Raw genomic sequence first — 18392 nt, 5'->3', positions numbered from 1 at the left:
TAATATAGTCTCTAATTTTTTCAACAGTATTTTACAATTAAAAATATAAATAACTTTACCTATAATATTAGGATATATATACAATATAGCTATTTAATGTTTTTTCACTGTTATTAGCAGATGTAGTAAACAGTTAAAATTTTTGCTTGTATTAATAATATATAAAAACAACTATGGTTCAGATAAAAATGCTCAAAAAAAATGTTTTTAAAATATGAACTTCATTTATAGTACCTCTCATTAATAAAAAACCTTATAAATAAGGGAATACAAGATAATTATAATTTTAAACATCATAATTTTATTATTATTATAAAGTTCATAAATAACGTTAAATTTGATTAAAATATTCTTAAAACAATGTTGAGCCTGTTGTTTTATTTTATAAACTTTGTTATTCTTCTTTATGTTCAATCATAGGGAGGTACATAGTTTGGAAAATAAAAATCAAAAATTTAATGGAAAAAAACTTTCTTCAGTTTTTACCTTTAGTATTATTATAACAGCAGCTGTAGTACTTTTAGGTGCCCTGTTTCCTACTCAGTTCAACAATATAGGTAATAACATTACTGGTTGGATAACTGAATACTTCGGTTGGTACTATATGGTAATTGTCGCTATAATGATATTTTTCTGTACTTTCTTGATATTTAGTCCCATTGGAAAACTAAAATTGGGAAAACCAGGAGATAAACCAGAGTTCAATACAATTTCATGGTTTGCCATGTTATTTAGTGCTGGGATGGGAATTGGTTTAGTTTTCTGGGGAGCAGCTGAACCGATTAGCCATTTTGCATCTCCACCTACAGGAGATCCTAAAACGGCACATGCTTATACAGAAGCTTTAAGAGGTGCATTCATGCAATGGGGATTTCATGCTTGGGGTGTATACGGCGTTGTTGCCTTAGCATTAGCTTACTTCCAATTTAGAAAGAATGAACCAGCATTGATTTCAAGAACTTTACGTCCAATATTTGGAGATAAAGTAGAAGGACCACTTGGTATAATTATAGATGTTATTTCAGTCTTTGCTACTATTGGAGGCGTTGCGGTTTCATTAGGTCTTGGTGCTATGCAAATTGCAGGTGGACTTAATTATTTATTTAACATACCAAACAATATTGTGACACAAGGTATTATTATTGTCATCGTAACAATTTTATTCTTAGCCAGTGCTTGGTCAGGTTTAAGCAGAGGCATCCAATATTTAAGTAATGCTAATATAGGGTTAGCAGGTATTATTTTGTTATTTATCTTTATCGTTGGCCCAACAGTTTTAATATTAAATATGCTCACAAGTGCCACAGGCGACTATTTAAATACATTTTTATTTAATATGTTTGATACAGCGCCTTTAGACTCACAAAAAAATGATTGGATGACACAATGGACCTTCTTCCAATTGGCTTGGTGGATTAGTTGGAGCCCGTTCGTTGGTATATTTATTGCGCGTGTTTCAAAAGGTCGTTCTATAAGAGAATTTGTTTCTGGGGTTATGTTAGCTCCAGTACTTGTAAGTTTAGTATGGTTTGCAGCATTTGGCGTTTTAGGTATTGAAACGGCTAAAGACCATCCACAAATCTTTAATATGCCGCCCGAAACTGCTTTATTTGGAGTCTTTAATGAAGTTCCACTAGGATTTATATTATCTATTGTTACTTTATTATTGATAGCAACATTCTTTATTACCTCAGCCGACTCAGCAACTTTTGTTTTAGGAATGCAAACCACATTTGGTTCATTAAATCCTTCAGCTATAGTTAAAGTCATTTGGGGTGTTGCACAAGCACTTATCGCGTTTATTTTACTATTCTCTGGTGGAGATAACGGATTAAACGCATTACAAAATATGGCTATAATGACAGCTTTACCATTCTCGGTAATTATTCTTTGCATGATGGTTAGTTTTTATAAGGACGCTAATAGGGAACGTAAATTCCTAGGGTTAACACTAACTCCTAACAAACATAGAATGAAAGAATATATCGATTCACAAAAAGATAAATTTGAAGATGATATTATTGCCAAAAGAGCAGAAAATAGAGACTCAGAAAAATAGTTGTCCTATCATATTTTTGTATGTTAGGCTGAATTAAGAAGAATTCATAATGTATTATTTCCTAAAAGGCACACACGTGAGTGTGTGCCTTTTTTTTATTAAATATTGTGTAAGAAGAAAATAAAAAGTATTTGTTACGAGGAAGGAGTTTTATGTCATACTTATATTTATTTATCGCGATCATAACTGAAATAACTGGAACTGTTTCTTTAAAAGCTTCTATTGGGTTTAGCAAATTCTATCCGAGTCTTTCGGCTATAGTTTCTTTTATTATTTGTTTTTACTTTTTTAGTTTAGCTATGAAATATTTACCTTTAAGTATAAGCTATGCTACTTGGGCAGGCTTAGGATTAGTTTTAAGCACAATTCTTTCAGTGATAATATTTAAAGAAAATTTAAATACTATAGGCGTAATTTCGATTATATTTATTACACTTGGAATCATACTATTAAATACTATGGGTACTTCAAAATAAAATACTAATTCACCTATAATTTATTTACAAATATAATTATCAAGAGGAATTTTGATTGTGTCTTTACTTGCTAGGTAAGGAGGACTTTCACCTAACATGTAGAGTTATGATTTTGAGAGCGTTATATTATAGTAATACTATAGTTTGTAGCCTTTCAATTTCACTATCTCAAAAAGGATTATATATACTAATCTTAAACACCTTTTTAGTGTTATAAAATGTGCTAGCCTGGTAATTTTTAAATTCGCTCTCAGGTATTATTGCGACATATTTTATTTTTTATAGAAAGCCCCTAATTAGAATTTAGTTGTGTTTATTAAATTTTAATTAGGGGCCTTCTTTATTGTACAAAAGTATATAATTTGTATTACATAAAAAAGCCCAAGCTACATTGATTTGTTGCTTGGGACTTTTAACATCACCAGTTCATTGCCATTTTTGGATAATATGATTTAACTACTTAATAACTTATTAAGCTTGTTTTTTAATGAGAACATATAAGTCACATATTATATTTTTGTATAACTAAGTTAAAAATAAAAGCATTTACGCTATCTTCTTTCTATTTCAAATTGCTATTTGATTTAAACTGGCTCTTATTATTTTGCGGGATTTAAAAGTAGGTGAAATAGAGAAATTACATTTTACAATTTAGATATATTAAACAAATTGAAGTATGAAAATTACTTAAAATGGCATGTTCAAACACAATAATTGTGCTAAAGTAGGTGACTATTTAAAATATAAACGTTTGGCAAATTAACATACAAAGAGATTATCATACTAGTTTTTCAGTCAATACAGTGTAACAATTCACAATAATGTTTGTACATTATCAAAGTTAATTCGTTTTGGCTATTTTCATGTAGTGTAATATAATTTTGTAAAACTATTACAATAAGTCATTCAAAAACTTATAAATACTTTTTATACATCATGTCCACTTCCTTTCATTCCATGGTACATCAATAACACATTGATGTGAGTTATCACTTAATAACTCAATAATGGCACCATTACTATTTAATAATTGCTGATTGAAAACAAAACGTTTTGTATCTACAAAGAATTTTATTATAAATTTTATAGAATTATTTAGTAATAACTTAAAGTTATTATATTGTCGGTTGTGTAATTTGTAAAGTCTTTTTTGATACTTTACTAAAAAATGAGTCTACTATATTTTATGATATTCACAATTTAAAATTTTCACATTACAACCTTGCTACTTATTATAAATTTACTAATCAGATGAAATATACATCAACTAAACTATAAATAGTTAACACCATAAAGCTATTTGTAATTTAATAGCGTCCGAATATTTTTTTGGATTCAAACCTGTACGCATTTTGCATTTTTCTAATCGGTAAAGTAACGTATTGCGGTGTATATAGAGATATTTTGCAGTTTTAGCAATGTTCAAATCATTTTTGAAGAAACTTTTTAGAGTTTCTATGCTTTGTGAATCTAAATCACTTAAAATTCTATGTTTATATCTTTCTCTTATTTCACTTTCTATTTGATAAAGCAACGTTTTCTCTTCTACATCTTCAAATGACATCAATGATTGAGTTTGATCGCTCAACATAAAAACAAGTTCACATTCTTCATAAGCTTTTTTAAAATCATTCAAGCTTGAAAAAAGTAAACTTGAAGCCATTCTTATTGCTAACTTTAATGATTTAAAAGCATGATAGATTCTAACTATCTTTTCATCCAAAGCTTTTTGCGATTCATCAGAAGCCAGTATAACGATACGATTATGATTAGTAAAAGCTAAAGCGAAAGTACTCTGATCGATTTTGCTAGTTAATGTACGAACAATACTATTTCTTGAAAATATTTGTTTTTCTAAATTAATAATAATACATTTTCTATAAGCTAATAAATTTGAGTTAAGTTGCTTAGTTAGATATTGCACAAACGAATTAGAGGGATTACTTTTCAACAGTTCTTCAATAAATAACTCTTGGCTCCTTATTTGCCCTTCTAGTTCATATGTAAAATAGTTTTGATATAACAATAATTCAGTCGACATTTTCACTAAATCTGCTACATATAACAGTGCTTTAGGATCGCCTGTAATACCAATAACACCTACAATTTCGTCTTGAAATATAATAGGTAAATTAATACCTGGCTGTGTCCCCTGAAGTTTCTCACAATCTTCTTGAGTCAATATAACCGTTTTCCCGCGCTCTAATACTTGACGCGCACCTTCGTGTATACTACCGATTCTACTTTTATCAAACGATGCTATAATCTTGCCGTTAAAATTCATTATATTAATATTGCTTTTCGTTCTTTTTGCCGTTTCTTCAACAATAAGCGTTGCTACTTCTTCTGTTAATATCTCCATTATCCCACCACTTTATCACTTTTATACAAATTTAAAGGTATATTCTTGTATAGTTTAACCCTATTTTCAATAAAATAAAAACTATATAATAGAATAATATATAGCAGAAAGCGTTTACAAGGAGGTAGTTTAAATTGAAAATTGTCTTAGCGCCTGATTCATTCAAGGGTAGTATGACCGCTACTGAGGTCACCTCTTATATGTCTTATAGTATTTCCGAAGCCTACCCTCATGCTGAGATTCACGCTTTACCGGTTGGTGATGGCGGAGAGGGAACTATGGAAGCACTGGTAAATGCAACAAATAGTACATTTATAACGGTTACTGTTACTGGGCCATTAGGTAACCAAGTTACTGCTCAATACGGTGTATTAGATGATAATAAAACTTGTGTTATTGAAATGGCAGAAGCATCAGGATTAAAACACGTACCAGAAGAAAAATTAAATCCAATGATCACCACAACATACGGCACCGGAGAACTAATACGAGACGCATTAGATAAAGGTTATAAAAAATTCATTCTAGCGATTGGTGGATCAGCAACAAATGATGCCGGCGCTGGTATGTTACAGGCATTAGGTGCAAGATTGGTCAATAAAGATCTTAATGATATACCTTTTGGTGGTGCTGCGCTAAAACATGTCCATCACATTGATTTAAAACACTTCGATGATAGAATTCAACATTGTAGCTTTGTGATTGCAACAGACGTTAAAAACCCATTAATTGGTCAAGATGGTGCAACCCATGTCTTTGGAAAACAAAAAGGTGCCTCAACTTCAGAAATAGTATTACTAGAACAAAATCTTACACATTGGGCGGATGTTGTTGATTCAACACAACATATACGTCTACATGAATTAGCTGGTGCTGGTGCTGCTGGTGGACTAGGGGGGGCTTTCAAGGCATTTTTCCCTAGTGAATTTGAGGATGGCATTAAAGTCGTTATAAATCATATTCATCTCGAAGATTATTTACAAGACGCAGATTTAGTAATTACAGGCGAAGGTAAAATTGATTTCCAAACCTTTTACGGTAAAACGCCAATAGGTATTGCCAAATGCGCTCAAAAGTTCAACGTGCCTGTAATCTTTATTGGAGGAACTGTCGATGTAGATATTGATACGTTTAAAGATGTTGGCGTAGTAAGTGCCTTTAGTTTAACCGATGGACCTATGTCACTTGCACATACGATTGCTAATTCGGAAAAATTAATAAAGAAAGCAACTAAGAATATCGTAAAAACATTTTTCCATAATTAATAACATATTCAAGGGGATGTTAGTTATGAGAATCAAAGATACGATTGAAAAGATACCAGGAGGATTGATGGTTGTACCTTTACTTTTAGGCGCTACAATCAATACGATTGATCAACTACACTTAAGTTTTATAATGAATATATTAAAGCAACTCGGCGCACCGAAGACTGAGCAAGGCTATTATGAAATGTTGCAAATTGGCGGATTTTCACAGGAATTATTTAAAGATAGCGCGTTAGTATTAATTGCACTTTTCATATTTTGCGTGGGAAGTCAAATGAACTTGAAAATTGGTGGAAAGGCATTAAAAAAAGGTTTTTTATTAACATCTACTAAGTATTTTTCCGGGTTAGCAATTGGATTACTGCTCGGCGCTATTTTTGACCCGTGGACAGGATTATTTGGATTATCTACAATTGCAATTATTGCTGCAATGACAAATAGCAATAGCGGTATGTATGCCGCATTAACAAGTGCCTATGGAAACCGTTCAGATATTGGCGGATTGTCTATATTAGCAATTAATGATGGACCTCTACTCACACTAATTTCATTAGGGTTTATTGGCACTACTTTTCCAGTCATATCATTCATATCAGTACTGCTTCCATTAGGTATAGGTATGCTATTAGGCAACTTAGATCCTAAAATTTCAGATTTTCTACGCCCAGGAGAAACAATACTAATTCCGTTCTTCGCTTTCTCATTAGGCGCCGGTATGAATTTAGCTGAATTCTTTAATTTCTCCGTATTATCTGGTGGGCTAACTTTAGCTCTATTAACATTTATATGTACGGCTGTTACTGGTGTAGCTGCATTTAAATTATTTAAAGAAAAGAGTGTTATCGCCCCCGTTTCTGAAGCTTCCACTGCTGGAAATGCTGTATCTACTCCAGCTGCAGTAGTTGCGGCTGCTTCTACCGCTCTAGCAAACGGTAATTTAAGTCAAAGTGAGTTTGCAATGATAGAAAAAATTGCCCCTGTGGCGACGGCTCAAATATCGATATCTGCTATTACTACCGCTATTTTATGTCCAATAGCAGTTATAATGATTGATAAACATCAGAAAAATAAGGGTATATATGGAAGAAAAGAATATTTTAAGCATTCAAGCGCACCATTTTTCAAACTAAAACAAGTAAATAAACTACACTTCTATGAAAGCGTTTTAAATAAAAAGGAGGAGTAATTTTTGAAAACCACTATTCTATATGGTAAATCCAATGTTGAAATTGAGTTACCGGATCACAGTATCTTAATCGAACCGCAAGACTTAACTGCACTTGAAGATGATATCGGTGCAATACAAAACGCTTTATGTCACCCTATCGGTACTAGACCTTTGAGCGAAATGGTTCAGGCTCATCAATCTGTAGCTATTGTGATTAGTGATATTACAAGACCAACGCCTAATCATATCCTTGTTCCCTTACTTATAAAAACATTGTCTCATGTACCATTGGAGAATTTTGTAATTATTAATGGTACTGGTACACATCGTGATCAAACTCGTGAAGAGCTTGTCCAAATGTTAGGTGAAGACATCGTTAAAAATATCAAAATAGTTCATAATCATTGTAATGATAAAACAACCTTAAGCAAAGTTGGGCATAGTAAATATGGATGTGATGTATATCTAAACAAATCATATGTTGAGGCGGATTTCAAAATTGTTACCGGCTTTATTGAACCACATTTCTTTGCTGGTTTTTCAGGTGGTCCTAAAGGTATCATGCCAGGAATTGCCGGTATTGAAACAATTATGACCTTCCATAATGCTAAAATGATTGGTGATATTCGCTCCACTTGGGGTAATATGACAGATAATCCTGTTCAAGATATGACCCGGGAAATTAATGCCATGTGTAAGCCCGACTTCATGCTCAATGTAACATTAAATAAAGAGAAAGCTATTACTGAAGTTTTTGCCGGAGAATTATATGAAGCCCACGACAAAGGATGTGCTTACGCTAAGAAACATGCCATGTTCAAATGTGATGAACCCTTTGATGTTGTAATAGCTTCTAACTCCGGATACCCTTTAGACCAAAACTTATATCAAACTGTTAAAGGTATGAGCGCTGCACACAAAGTTGTCAAAGAGGGTGGCAGTATTATTATGTTATCAGAATGTAGCGATGGATATCCTAATCACGGAAACTATGCTGAAATTCTTAAAATGGCTAATAGCCCCCAAGCACTCGTCGACATGATTAACGATCCTAACTTCGCTATGTTGGACCAATGGCAAGTTCAAAAACAAGCTGTTATTCAAACATTTGCAGATGTTTATTTATATTCCAAACTCACTGATGAACAGACTAAAGACGCTATGCTATATCCAGTTACTGAAATTAATGACACACTAAAAATGCTTGAAAGCAAATATGGGAAAGATATGACAATTGGCGTTATGCCGTTAGGACCACTAACGATTCCATACGTTGAATCATAAATTAGGAGGAATAATAATGTTAACTGATACTTTAAATAAAGAACAAAATTTAGAAAATATTCTTAAAGATATGAACAAAGTGATTATAGCTTTTTCTGGAGGCGTAGATAGTAGTCTAGTTTTAAAAAAGGCTATTGATGTATTAGGTCATGCAAATGTTAAAGCAGTTATAGTCAAATCTGAGTTATTTAGACATGAAGAATTCGACCAAGCTATTCAACTAGCAAATCAACTTAACGCGCCAATAATAGAGGCTGAAATTGAAGAATTGAAAGATCCACACATTATTGAAAATACACCTGATAGTTGGTATTACAGCAAGTGCTTATTATACTCAAAATTAGAAGCGTTAAGAAAGAAATACAACTTTAACTATGTGCTTGACGGCATGATCATGGACGACTTAGATGATTTCAGACCAGGATTAAAAGCAAGAACAGAATTTAATGTGAGAAGTATATTACAAGAAGCGGATTTATATAAATCCGAAGTAAGAGAAATCAGTAAGGCCAATGGATTACCAGTTTGGGATAAACCGGCATTATGTAGTCTTGCTTCTCGTATTCCTTATGGGGAAACATTGAATTTTGACAAAGTAAATAAAGTCAATGAAGCAGAAAAATATATTCTAAGCCTAGATATTAGCAATGTTAGAGTACGTTACCACCATAATATCGCTAGAGTAGAAGTTAATGATATCGACATTCCAACCTTAGTACAGTATCGAAAACAAATAACACTACGCCTTAAAGAACTTGGCTTTGACTACGTAACGATAGATTTAGAAGGCTATCGTACAGGAAGTATGAACGAAGTCATCGATTCATTAGATGCATATTAATTTCATAAAGGTGGCATAACTATGACTGACAAGCAAGATTCTCTAGATTCATTGCTTCAAGCTGTCCAATCAAATCAACTTTCTATTTCAGAAGCCAAGACTAAATTAAGTCATTATGACGAATTAGGTTTTGCCAAAATTGATTTGCATAGGAGGCAACGCCAAGGCTTTCCAGAAGTTATTTTTGGTGAAGGAAAAACAACTTCACAAATCATAGATATCATCAGCACTTTACTCGTACATGAAGAGGTTGTTCTAGTTACAAGAGTTGACCATGATAAAGCGCAAGATATTATAGCTAAGTATAGTCATCTTGAATATCATGAAACAGCTCGTATTATTTGTACCCCTGTAAACAATATCTCAAAATCTAAATATTACACGTCTATAATTTGCGCCGGAACTTCTGATTTACCAGTTGCAGAAGAAGCAGCTGTTACTGCTGAAGTAATGGGCATACATGTAAAACGTTTTTATGACGTAGGTGTGTCAGGTATCCATCGTTTATTTTCACATATAGAAGCAATTAGACAAGGTAAAGTTTCAATCGTCGTTGCAGGTATGGAAGGCGCCCTTTCAAGTGTAGTATCAGGATTAGTAGATCACCCAGTTTACTCTGTTCCTACTAGTATAGGTTATGGTGCGAATTTAGAAGGCGTTACAACGCTATTATCAATGGTTAATTCCTGTGCACCAGGAACAAGTGTCCTCAATATAGATAATGGTTTTGGTGGCGGTTATAATGCTGCGATGATTATAAAAATGATTGAAGCTTATTAGAAAGGAGTGAAACAATATGCCTAATGCAATTTATTTAGATTGTCACGCAGGTATTGCAGGTGATATGTTACTATCTGCACTTGTCGATTTAGGTGCAGATGTAAACTATATTGAAAAGTACTTAAATGAGTTGCCTTTAAACAAATTTAAGTTAAACTTTTCTTCTCAAAATAAACAAGGTATTCAAGCCACATCATTATCAATCGATTATGAACCAGCACATCACCATAGAAAAGCTACAGATATTTTTAAAATGATAACAGAAAGCGCCTTGCCTGTTAGAGTAAAAGAACGAAGTATCCAAGTATTTGATGTTATTGCACATGCAGAAGCAAAAATTCATGGCATGTCAGTTGAAAACGTACATTTTCATGAAGTAGGTGCGATGGATTCAATCATTGATATTATCGGCAGTTGTTTAGCATTAGAATACTTAAACATTGATTCTTTACTCGCTTCCCCGGTTCCTACCGGACACGGAAAAATCAATATTGCACATGGTATTTATCCTGTACCCGCGCCCGCAACTGCTGAAATACTCAAAGGTATCCCGCTTGCCGCATTTGATGTAGCAAGCGAATTAACGACCCCGACAGGCGCTGGTTTTATTAAAGCATTAGTATCAGAAGTCGGGCCACTACCAAGTGTCACAATATCGAATATTGGTTATGGTTGTGGTACCAAAGATTTTGATTTTCCAAATATATTACGTGCAGTTCAATTTTCTAAAAAAGAAGCAACTCCTGCTCAAGTTCAAGTATTAGAATGCCAACTTGATGACATGACACCAGAAATGCTTGGATTTTTTATGGAACAAGTGATAGACGATGGTGCTTTGGACGTTTATTACACACCTATTACAATGAAAAAAAGTCGTCCAGCTACACAACTAACAGTTATTTGTAGTCTTACGCAAGCACAATATTTCGAAAACTATATACTCAAATATACGACATCATTAGGTGTACGTAGTTATACAGTAAACCGAAAAATCTTACATCGTCAGTTTCAAACCGTACATACAGATTACGGCGCAATATTAGTGAAATTAGGTATGTTTGGTGACAAAATTATAAAAGCAAAACCTGAATTTGAAGATGTTCGGAATGCTGCGATTCAATCAGGAACGCCTTTTGCTACCGTATATAACGACATACAAATAACTATACAAAAGCACATTAATATTGATACGGATTAACTCAACACTAATATAAATAAAACTAAATCACGGCGTAACCATAATATTAAAAACCAAAAGTATTACAGAGCTCATAATGCTAAAAAATGAGTTCGTTTACTTCTTCAATAATATTTATTTATCAATCCTTCTAGTTTGAATTGTATCCGCAAACAAATATAAACGCACTTCCATTCATTAGTTGAAGGGAGGTGCGTTTTTTGAACTTGATTTATAATGTTACAGGTTCCCTGAAAATTCATCCAAGTTCAAGCTAATATTATTTAACTGAAGGGCCTAATTCGATATGTGCGCTGTCTAGAGCAAGTTCTAATACTTCAATTACTTGAATACTGTGTTCTAACTTTTGCGTAGCTATATCAAAGTTTTTCTCATTAATTATTTCGGCAATTTTTACAAATTCTTCGTACATGCGATGTTCATGTTGATTAACCTGATATGACTGTGCACCACCATCGTTATATTTTAATTCAAAGGCTTTTAATTCATTTGTAGGACCTTTAATATTTATTGTTGCTTTATCCCCTTGAATATAAGATTGATTATCTGAACTAGAGTCTTTCGCACCTATACATACAACTTTTATACCGTCATAATTTAATTGTAAAATGCCAGACGTATCGATATTATTTTCTATGTTTGCAAAGTAGGCTACTCCGTTTGGTTTACCAAATAAAGCAATTGCCAAATGGATATTATAAACATTGATATCCATTAACGCTCCGCCACCTTTAGTTGGATCAAATGCAGGTTGAATAATATCTTTTTTAAAATCATCATACCTTGATGAATACTGCGAATAATTAAATTGTGCAATCTTACTATCCCCTATTTCATGTAAGGAGCGTTTTAATGCGTCAAAATTATTTAAATATAGATTAGTAATGGCTTCTATAATAATAACTTGATGAACTTCAGCAAGATTTTTTAATTCTAATAATTCTGCTTTTGTTAATGTAAATGGTTTTTCACATATGACATGTTTATGTTGTTTAATTGCCTTACGTGCGTAATCAAAGTGCAAATGATTTGGTACGGCTAGATATATAGTGTCGATTGTGTCGTCTGCTAAAAACGCATCATAACTATCATAAATATGCTTAATATTAAATTGCTTTTGTAACTTCTCTACATTTTCCGGATTTCTCCCTGAAGAAACAAGACTCTGAAAATTATATTCTGCTATTTGCTCCATCACAGGTAGCGCTTCTTTAACAATTTTTCCCGCCCCAACAATTCCAATGTTCATAAATCATTCCCCTTTTTAAATTATTTGTATTTTTTATTTATTTTAATAATTAATTACATAAATATAGTGTACTTTATAGGCGCATTTAATTCAAAATCAATAATACAAAATCATTAGATTTGTTTTTAAAAGTAATTTGGTGGTATACACTTAATATAAAGGCATAAAATCACATTTGCATTTTTTATGTGTAAGGAGGGCTATAAGATGTCCATATTTTATTTTATAATATTTTTAATAATAGTCGTGGTTTTCTTCCTACTCATCAAGAAACTATACAGGAATGAAGCTTCGGTGAATAAAAGAAAGCGTAAACGTGAAAAAAGAGTAGAAAACTATATTAACGAAGCGTTCAAAATAGAAAATTTACAAGCTATCAAAGAAACACCGGAACATATTACTTTAGCTTATCCTAAAGAAAAATTGAACGTTCCACACAGTAATGTTTCTCAAGTCCAAGACGAAAATGAAGAAAAACTAGTTACTGATTTTGAATTGCCAACCGATATTCAAAGAGAAGAAGTGTATAATTATGCAATTAAACACACGCATTTTTATATTGCACATGCACGTTATGATAGACTTCAGGAACAAGATAATCAGTAAATTCAGTAAGTTAATCTATTAATTTTTTAAGGAGGCTTTATATATGACACCAATTGTAAAAGTATATTCAAATGATGAAGAAATCGAAGTAAATATTAATACACTAAAAGATCAAAAAATAAATGCAAAAGATGTCTTTGTATTAACTCATGACCCTGATCGTACAGAAAGAATTGTAAATAATACCGAAGTATCCGGTATTAATTACAATCGCTCTAACGTGGGAGATGAAGTAGCTAAGCAAGGGAATCAATTGCGTGAAAAGTTACAAACCCTAGGTGTTTCTGAAGAAGATTCTCAAAAATACGAAGAACTCATGGATCAAGGCAAAGTCTTATTAATCGTTACTGATTCTCGTGCAAGAGATGTTTTATAATACTAATAATTATCGACACAAATAATAACGACCTTCCACAATTATTAAATTGGATGGAAGGTCGTTTTATATGTACTTTGTACATTTATAATTAAGACTAAAGTTGATTAAAATTATTTACTTGTACGTCAGTTATTTTATCAATTTCTACTTGTTGGTCTTTTGGCTCTGTAACATGTAAATATTGCGAATCGTCATTATCCTCTATTGCTTTAACAGTTATTCGCTCATGTTCAACAGTTTCTACAATAATCTCTGAATGTTTAGATAACGCCTCTTTAATATGATTTTTATCCATACGGGATCCCCCTTATATATCAAGATCTTATAATTGCCATACCCGACATTCATTTTTCCAAACGACATGGATTTGGCTTAGTTTAGACACTTAAAATTACACTGAAATTCATTTTTATTCGACGTTCGACGTATACGCCTTAGTTTACCTTTTTAATTAACTTAAAATAACCTCGGCTAATTCTTCAGGCGTCGTTTTACCAAAATAGTATGTAACGTCTAACTCATTTAATGCTGCTATAATATCATCTTTTACTACCCGAACACCTTGTAGTTGATTTTCAACATCACTGATATCACCTTGCCCAAAGAAATCACCATAAATACGACATGCTGAAATTCGACCTTGTTCAACTGCCAAACTAATGTCAATCGTTCCTGCTACTAATCGCGCATCCCGATTATATTCATAACGTGGAGAACGCCCATAATTCCACTCCCAGTTATTGTATTTTTTCTCAAGCATGTCATCAATCGCTTTCCAATCTTTATCTGTTAAAATATAGCGTTTAGCATTACTTAAATCATCAACACCTAGCACTTGCTTAACCATTAGATTTTTAAATGTTTCTATTGTTATATTTTGATATTCTGATGCTAAGTATGGTCGAATACTACCGACACGAGAACGTACTGATTTAATACCTTTAGATTCGATTTTTTTGCGATTTGGTTTAAGAACATTAACCATGGGTTCATAATCTACATCTAACAATAGAGAGTAACCGCCATAAATTCTGCCTTTAATCAGTGTCATAGCTGCTCCAGATACCTTTTTACCATTAATTGCTAAATCATTACGCCCACTTTGTTCTACTTCAGTGGCTCCAAGCCGATGTAATGCTTGAATACCCGGTTCATAAAATTTTTTAAAATTACCATAAATTGTATCATCTTTTTCTAGAATACAGCACATATTCACTGCACCACGGTCTACATATACCGCTCCGCCTCCTGTATCACGACGCACAATTTTAATATCATTTTGTTCTAAATAATCTTGGTTAATTTCTACAGCAGTATTTTGAAAACGACCTATCTCTACTTTAGGATCACAATAATATGGGAAAAGTATATCTTCATTTAAAAATATGTTTTCACTTACATATACTTGCATAGCCAATGATACAGCACCATCAGTTATATATTCACCATTTCTAATCGGTTCAATTAAATACATAGCCATCTCCTATTCAGTTAATTTTTTATTCGCTTCTAAAATCAGTGTTGAAATATCATCAGTTAAATGTATTGTTCTCTCTCGTATATCTTCTGGGATACGATAAGCTTTTTTATTCAAGGTCATGAATAATGCGTTTGGATTTTGTCGTGTCATACGTTGAAAAGGATGTTTCACAAATTGTGGTGTCGTGTAGCCAATACCTATTTCTAGATAAAGCACTTTACCTTCTTTATGCGTATTAAGAAATTGATTATAACGCGACAATTGTTCCACAAAATCTGCATCTTCCACCATTCCAACTTGTGCCTTACGTTTATTAATCTCCATAGGCGCATCACATTTTGGGCAATGCGGCACTAATTCCCTAGGTATCTTCATATCTTCCTGTTGCGCTACCATTTGGCGTATCGCGTCATCGTCACGATAGGTTTGAGCATGACAATGTTGGCTACATTGCCATAAAATATACTCTCCTTGAATATGAAAAACTTTTTCTAAATCATAATCTGCTACTGCAAAAGCGTTATCAGCATTTGTTGTAATAATATGGTGATCTTTTGCTTCTAAAATTTGTTTTAATGCTACATAAGAGGCACCTACAGGTTGATCTAAATAGTTTAGTGCAACAAAACGACTTTCAAACGCCCAATACTCTTGCCAACTTTCAAAAGGATGTAGACTTGCCTGCAACATATCGAAGAAGCCGTATTTGGCTATAAAATCTGGAAAATGTTGCGTGAACCTTTCTCCGATATAAGTAAATCCATCTGCAGCAGACATACCGGCACCAATACCTACTACAACAGCGTCCGCTTCCGCTAACGCATCAGCTAATTGGTCAGCTTGTTGGTCATATGTTGTCGTTAAGACGTCCCATGTTGATTCAGTCATTATGTTTCAAGCCCTCCTTGTATAACTTAGCATCTATATCAGTAAACACATTGAATATTACTTTAATTGCTGATTGATGGGTTTGTTTATAATTCAACACCGTATCTATAGCAATTCGAGAGGCTTCTGCTTGTGGAAAACCAAAGACTCCTGTAGAAATACAACAAAAAGCAATACTCTTTAGTTGATGCTTGTCTGCTATTTCTAAACAGTTTCGATAGCATCGCGCAAGCAAATCACGATTCATTCGTGACACTGGCGTTTTACGTATTTGTGGTCCAACTGTATGAATAACGTAATTTGCAGGTAAATTATAAGCATCTGTGATTTTCGCTTTACCCACGCCTTCTTGTTTTCCTTGGCTTTCTATTAGCTCTGCGCATGCTAAACGTAACTGTACACCTGCTTTTGTATGAATAATATTATCTATACAATTATGATTCGGTTCAAAACAACCTAACAACTGACTATTGGCCGCATTCACAATTGCATCTACTTGTAATTGCGTAATATCACCTTGCCATAAATAAATATCGTTATCTAAGCATGGTGTTAAAGACGCCATATCGGTCACTTGTTGTTTATTATATTGATTTAATAATGCATCTTGTACATCAATAAAATCTTTAGATATACCTTTTGCTGGCCTTATATTTATTAAACTTCTAAACATCTCCCAACGTGCTTGTTCTGTATCAGGTAAGTCTAATGTTTTATCACCATTTGCCTCATGCCATAAATATTCAATCAAATACGCTAAGCGTTCTACTTGTTGCATGTTTTATGCCTCTGGAAGTGCATTAAAGGCTGCTTCATCAATGTTTTCTAATTTTACTAACCAGTTCTCTTCTGGCTTTTCAGAATTTAAAAGTGTCGGCTCATCTTCTGCCTTGGTATTACGTGCCACAATTTTACCTGCTAATGGAGATTGTACGTCTAAAACTGTTTTTGAAGCTTCGATACTGACAATTTCATCGTCAACTTTCACATTATCTTCACCCATAAACGCCACATAACCTACAGTTCCTACATCATCTTGTAATTCTGGTGTCATTCTATAAACATATTGTTCTCCTGTTTTTTCAATCCATAAGTAATTCGCTAATTTTTTCATTTATATCTTCCTTTCTTTAATTATAAATTCATTTCTGCAATCAATTCTATTGTGCGACTCCGATTTTCGAAACCTGGTATTAATGGGACAATCATAAGTTCGTCTGCATCAAATGTTTCTATTATTTGCTCTAGTTGGCTTTGAACAGTTGCTTTTGTCCCAACAACCATACGTGCGCGATTTTGTGCAATTAACTGTTTATCTCTTTCTGACTTTTGATAATCTTGAGCTGTCGCTATTGATGGCATACGATTAAATTCTGCAAATTGTTTTTTACCCAACAGCCAAACATCTAATGCTTGTGCTAATAATGAGGCATATTCCTCATTGTCAGCAACTACAGTAAACACCGTGGTCATAACTATAGGATTCATATTTAACTTAGTCGGTTTAAATGACGCTCTATAAGCTTGAACACTTGCTTTAGCGTTTTGGATGGCCGTAGCATTTGGTAATAAGAATGTTCCTAAAGTATATCCCATTCCTACTTCGCCTGCCATTTTCGCGGAATCAACACTTGTACTTAACAACCACATTTGAGGAACTGTCGTAATACTTGGTTGTGCTAACACATTATCTAATCGTTGTTCTATGTTATTTTCAGTTAAATAATCTCTTATGTCTAATATAGACTGCTTGTAGTCTAAAAAGTAAGATTTTGTTTCATTAAGTGCTTTTTTCACACTGGAGGTGCCCGGATTATTACCAATACCTAAATCTACTCTCATTGGGTAAAACGCCTCTAACAATCGAAAGTTTTCCGCCACTTTAAATGGACTATAGTGTGGTAACATCACACCACCCGAACCTAGCCGTATACGTTGTGTCTTTGCTAACAGTTGCATCATCATTAACTCTGGGCTAGCACAAGCAAACGCTGGAACGTTATGGTGTTCCGTGATCCAAAACCGTTTATAACCTAATTCATCTGCTAATTGTGCTAACTTTACAGTGTCTTGTAAGGCACCTTCCGCCGTTTGTCCTTCATCAATGACAGCATAATCTAATATGTTCAACTTTACCAAGTTTAAATTCACTCCCGTTATACCACATACATATGCTTTTCTATATTTATTACTTATAGCAATGTAAAATTAAATTGTATTTAGTCAGAATATCAAATTCAACACATATTACTCTCACTTTATAGAATAACGGATATAGAAATATTTTGTTATATTTTGCTTATAAAATGTCGAAATTTCTTGTTTAATTGACCATTCTGTCACATTAATGTTAA

18 protein-coding genes are annotated in these 18392 nt (G+C 33.1%); 10 read left to right on the top strand and 8 right to left on the bottom strand.

Annotation, left to right across the window (positions count from 1 at the left end):
* Window positions 1-433: 433 nt before the first annotated feature.
* Together J5E45_RS06890 and J5E45_RS06885 are read left to right on the top strand one after the other, a co-directional pair.
* Entirely contained in the window at window positions 434-2059 is a 1626-nt protein-coding gene (locus J5E45_RS06890; RefSeq protein ID WP_039067516.1) for a BCCT family transporter, read from the top strand.
* Window positions 2060-2211: 152 nt separating this feature from the next.
* Window positions 2212-2535, top strand: coding sequence for a DMT family transporter (locus J5E45_RS06885; protein ID WP_208181918.1), 324 nt, complete (start codon window positions 2212-2214; stop codon window positions 2533-2535).
* Window positions 2536-3817: 1282 nt separating this feature from the next.
* Here the strand turns inward: J5E45_RS06885 and J5E45_RS06880 are convergent.
* A complete protein-coding gene (locus tag J5E45_RS06880) occupies window positions 3818-4897 on the bottom strand; it encodes a CdaR family transcriptional regulator (RefSeq protein ID WP_039067518.1) in 1080 nt (359 codons plus the stop codon).
* Between the two features lie 134 nt (window positions 4898-5031).
* Here J5E45_RS06880 and J5E45_RS06875 point away from each other — a divergent pair, with 134 nt between their 5' ends.
* The 6 genes from J5E45_RS06875 to larC are packed head-to-tail and all read left to right on the top strand — an operon-like array spanning window position 5032 to window position 11436.
* Window positions 5032-6162 (top strand): glycerate kinase, encoded by a 1131-nt coding sequence (locus J5E45_RS06875; protein WP_208181916.1) that lies wholly within the window; start codon window positions 5032-5034, stop codon window positions 6160-6162.
* A 25-nt stretch (window positions 6163-6187) separates the two neighbouring features.
* Window positions 6188-7351, top strand: coding sequence for a 2-keto-3-deoxygluconate permease (locus J5E45_RS06870; RefSeq protein WP_039067521.1), 1164 nt, complete (start codon window positions 6188-6190; stop codon window positions 7349-7351).
* Window positions 7352-7354: 3 nt separating this feature from the next.
* The gene (larA, locus tag J5E45_RS06865; RefSeq protein WP_069793217.1) at window positions 7355-8617 is read left to right on the top strand and encodes a nickel-dependent lactate racemase; all 1263 of its coding nucleotides are present in this window, start codon (window positions 7355-7357) and stop codon (window positions 8615-8617) included.
* A 16-nt stretch (window positions 8618-8633) separates the two neighbouring features.
* Window positions 8634-9458: an ATP-dependent sacrificial sulfur transferase LarE gene (gene larE / locus J5E45_RS06860; protein ID WP_069793218.1), complete on the top strand. Its 825-nt coding sequence runs from the start codon at window positions 8634-8636 to the stop codon at window positions 9456-9458.
* 21 nt (window positions 9459-9479) lie between these two features.
* Window positions 9480-10238: a nickel pincer cofactor biosynthesis protein LarB gene (gene larB / locus J5E45_RS06855; protein ID WP_069793219.1), complete on the top strand. Its 759-nt coding sequence runs from the start codon at window positions 9480-9482 to the stop codon at window positions 10236-10238.
* A gap of 16 nt (window positions 10239-10254) precedes the next feature.
* Window positions 10255-11436: a nickel pincer cofactor biosynthesis protein LarC gene (gene larC / locus J5E45_RS06850; RefSeq protein ID WP_101050206.1), complete on the top strand. Its 1182-nt coding sequence runs from the start codon at window positions 10255-10257 to the stop codon at window positions 11434-11436.
* A 259-nt stretch (window positions 11437-11695) separates the two neighbouring features.
* Here the strand turns inward: larC and J5E45_RS06845 are convergent, their stop codons facing one another.
* On the bottom strand, window positions 11696-12685 hold the full coding sequence (locus J5E45_RS06845) for a Gfo/Idh/MocA family protein (RefSeq protein ID WP_107549789.1): 990 nt from the start codon (window positions 12683-12685) through the stop codon (window positions 11696-11698).
* A 207-nt stretch (window positions 12686-12892) separates the two neighbouring features.
* Between J5E45_RS06845 and J5E45_RS06840 the strand changes: the two genes are divergently transcribed.
* Together J5E45_RS06840 and J5E45_RS06835 are read left to right on the top strand one after the other, a co-directional pair.
* The gene (locus J5E45_RS06840) at window positions 12893-13291 is read left to right on the top strand and encodes a hypothetical protein (RefSeq protein ID WP_039067529.1); all 399 of its coding nucleotides are present in this window, start codon (window positions 12893-12895) and stop codon (window positions 13289-13291) included.
* A gap of 43 nt (window positions 13292-13334) precedes the next feature.
* On the top strand, window positions 13335-13667 hold the full coding sequence (locus J5E45_RS06835) for a YflT domain-containing protein (protein WP_039067530.1): 333 nt from the start codon (window positions 13335-13337) through the stop codon (window positions 13665-13667).
* Between the two features lie 97 nt (window positions 13668-13764).
* Here J5E45_RS06835 and J5E45_RS06830 read toward each other — a convergent pair whose 3' ends face one another.
* The 6 genes from J5E45_RS06830 to J5E45_RS06805 form a co-directional block, all read right to left on the bottom strand.
* Window positions 13765-13965 (bottom strand): hypothetical protein, encoded by a 201-nt coding sequence (locus J5E45_RS06830; RefSeq protein WP_039067531.1) that lies wholly within the window; start codon window positions 13963-13965, stop codon window positions 13765-13767.
* 156 nt (window positions 13966-14121) lie between these two features.
* Window positions 14122-15144 carry a lipoate--protein ligase gene (locus J5E45_RS06825; RefSeq protein ID WP_208181915.1) on the bottom strand — a complete coding sequence of 341 codons (1023 nt, stop codon included), beginning with the start codon at window positions 15142-15144 and terminating at the stop codon, window positions 14122-14124.
* Between the two features lie 9 nt (window positions 15145-15153).
* The gene (locus J5E45_RS06820; RefSeq protein ID WP_069793221.1) at window positions 15154-16038 is read right to left on the bottom strand and encodes an SIR2 family NAD-dependent protein deacylase; all 885 of its coding nucleotides are present in this window, start codon (window positions 16036-16038) and stop codon (window positions 15154-15156) included.
* Window positions 16031-16816, bottom strand: coding sequence for a protein-ADP-ribose hydrolase (locus J5E45_RS06815; protein WP_039067535.1), 786 nt, complete (start codon window positions 16814-16816; stop codon window positions 16031-16033). Before J5E45_RS06815 ends, J5E45_RS06820 begins: the two co-directional genes overlap by 8 nt.
* Before the next feature lie 3 nt (window positions 16817-16819).
* Window positions 16820-17152: a glycine cleavage system H family protein gene (locus J5E45_RS06810; protein WP_208181913.1), complete on the bottom strand. Its 333-nt coding sequence runs from the start codon at window positions 17150-17152 to the stop codon at window positions 16820-16822.
* A 20-nt stretch (window positions 17153-17172) separates the two neighbouring features.
* Window positions 17173-18177, bottom strand: a complete 1005-nt coding sequence (locus J5E45_RS06805) for an LLM class flavin-dependent oxidoreductase (RefSeq protein WP_208181912.1) — start codon at window positions 18175-18177, stop codon at window positions 17173-17175.
* Window positions 18178-18392 lie beyond the last annotated feature (215 nt).

The sequence above is a fragment of the Staphylococcus shinii genome (genome assembly GCF_017583065.1).
GTDB classification, from domain to species: Bacteria; Bacillota; Bacilli; order Staphylococcales; family Staphylococcaceae; genus Staphylococcus; species Staphylococcus shinii.
This window is presented reverse-complemented; position numbering and strand designations above follow the sequence as displayed.

Coding starts and splice junctions, on each gene's coding strand:
- J5E45_RS06885 (WP_208181918.1), top strand. CDS start 2,212: ATGTCATACTTATATTTATTTATCGCGATCATAACTGAAATAACTGGA.
- J5E45_RS06880 (WP_039067518.1), bottom strand. CDS start 4,897: ATGGAGATATTAACAGAAGAAGTAGCAACGCTTATTGTTGAAGAAACG.
- J5E45_RS06870 (WP_039067521.1), top strand. CDS start 6,188: ATGAGAATCAAAGATACGATTGAAAAGATACCAGGAGGATTGATGGTT.
- larE (WP_069793218.1), top strand. CDS start 8,634: ATGTTAACTGATACTTTAAATAAAGAACAAAATTTAGAAAATATTCTT.
- larB (WP_069793219.1), top strand. CDS start 9,480: ATGACTGACAAGCAAGATTCTCTAGATTCATTGCTTCAAGCTGTCCAA.
- larC (WP_101050206.1), top strand. CDS start 10,255: ATGCCTAATGCAATTTATTTAGATTGTCACGCAGGTATTGCAGGTGAT.
- J5E45_RS06845 (WP_107549789.1), bottom strand. CDS start 12,685: ATGAACATTGGAATTGTTGGGGCGGGAAAAATTGTTAAAGAAGCGCTA.
- J5E45_RS06840 (WP_039067529.1), top strand. CDS start 12,893: ATGTCCATATTTTATTTTATAATATTTTTAATAATAGTCGTGGTTTTC.
- J5E45_RS06835 (WP_039067530.1), top strand. CDS start 13,335: ATGACACCAATTGTAAAAGTATATTCAAATGATGAAGAAATCGAAGTA.
- J5E45_RS06830 (WP_039067531.1), bottom strand. CDS start 13,965: ATGGATAAAAATCATATTAAAGAGGCGTTATCTAAACATTCAGAGATT.
- J5E45_RS06825 (WP_208181915.1), bottom strand. CDS start 15,144: ATGTATTTAATTGAACCGATTAGAAATGGTGAATATATAACTGATGGT.
- J5E45_RS06820 (WP_069793221.1), bottom strand. CDS start 16,038: ATGACTGAATCAACATGGGACGTCTTAACGACAACATATGACCAACAA.
- J5E45_RS06815 (WP_039067535.1), bottom strand. CDS start 16,816: ATGCAACAAGTAGAACGCTTAGCGTATTTGATTGAATATTTATGGCAT.
- J5E45_RS06810 (WP_208181913.1), bottom strand. CDS start 17,152: ATGAAAAAATTAGCGAATTACTTATGGATTGAAAAAACAGGAGAACAA.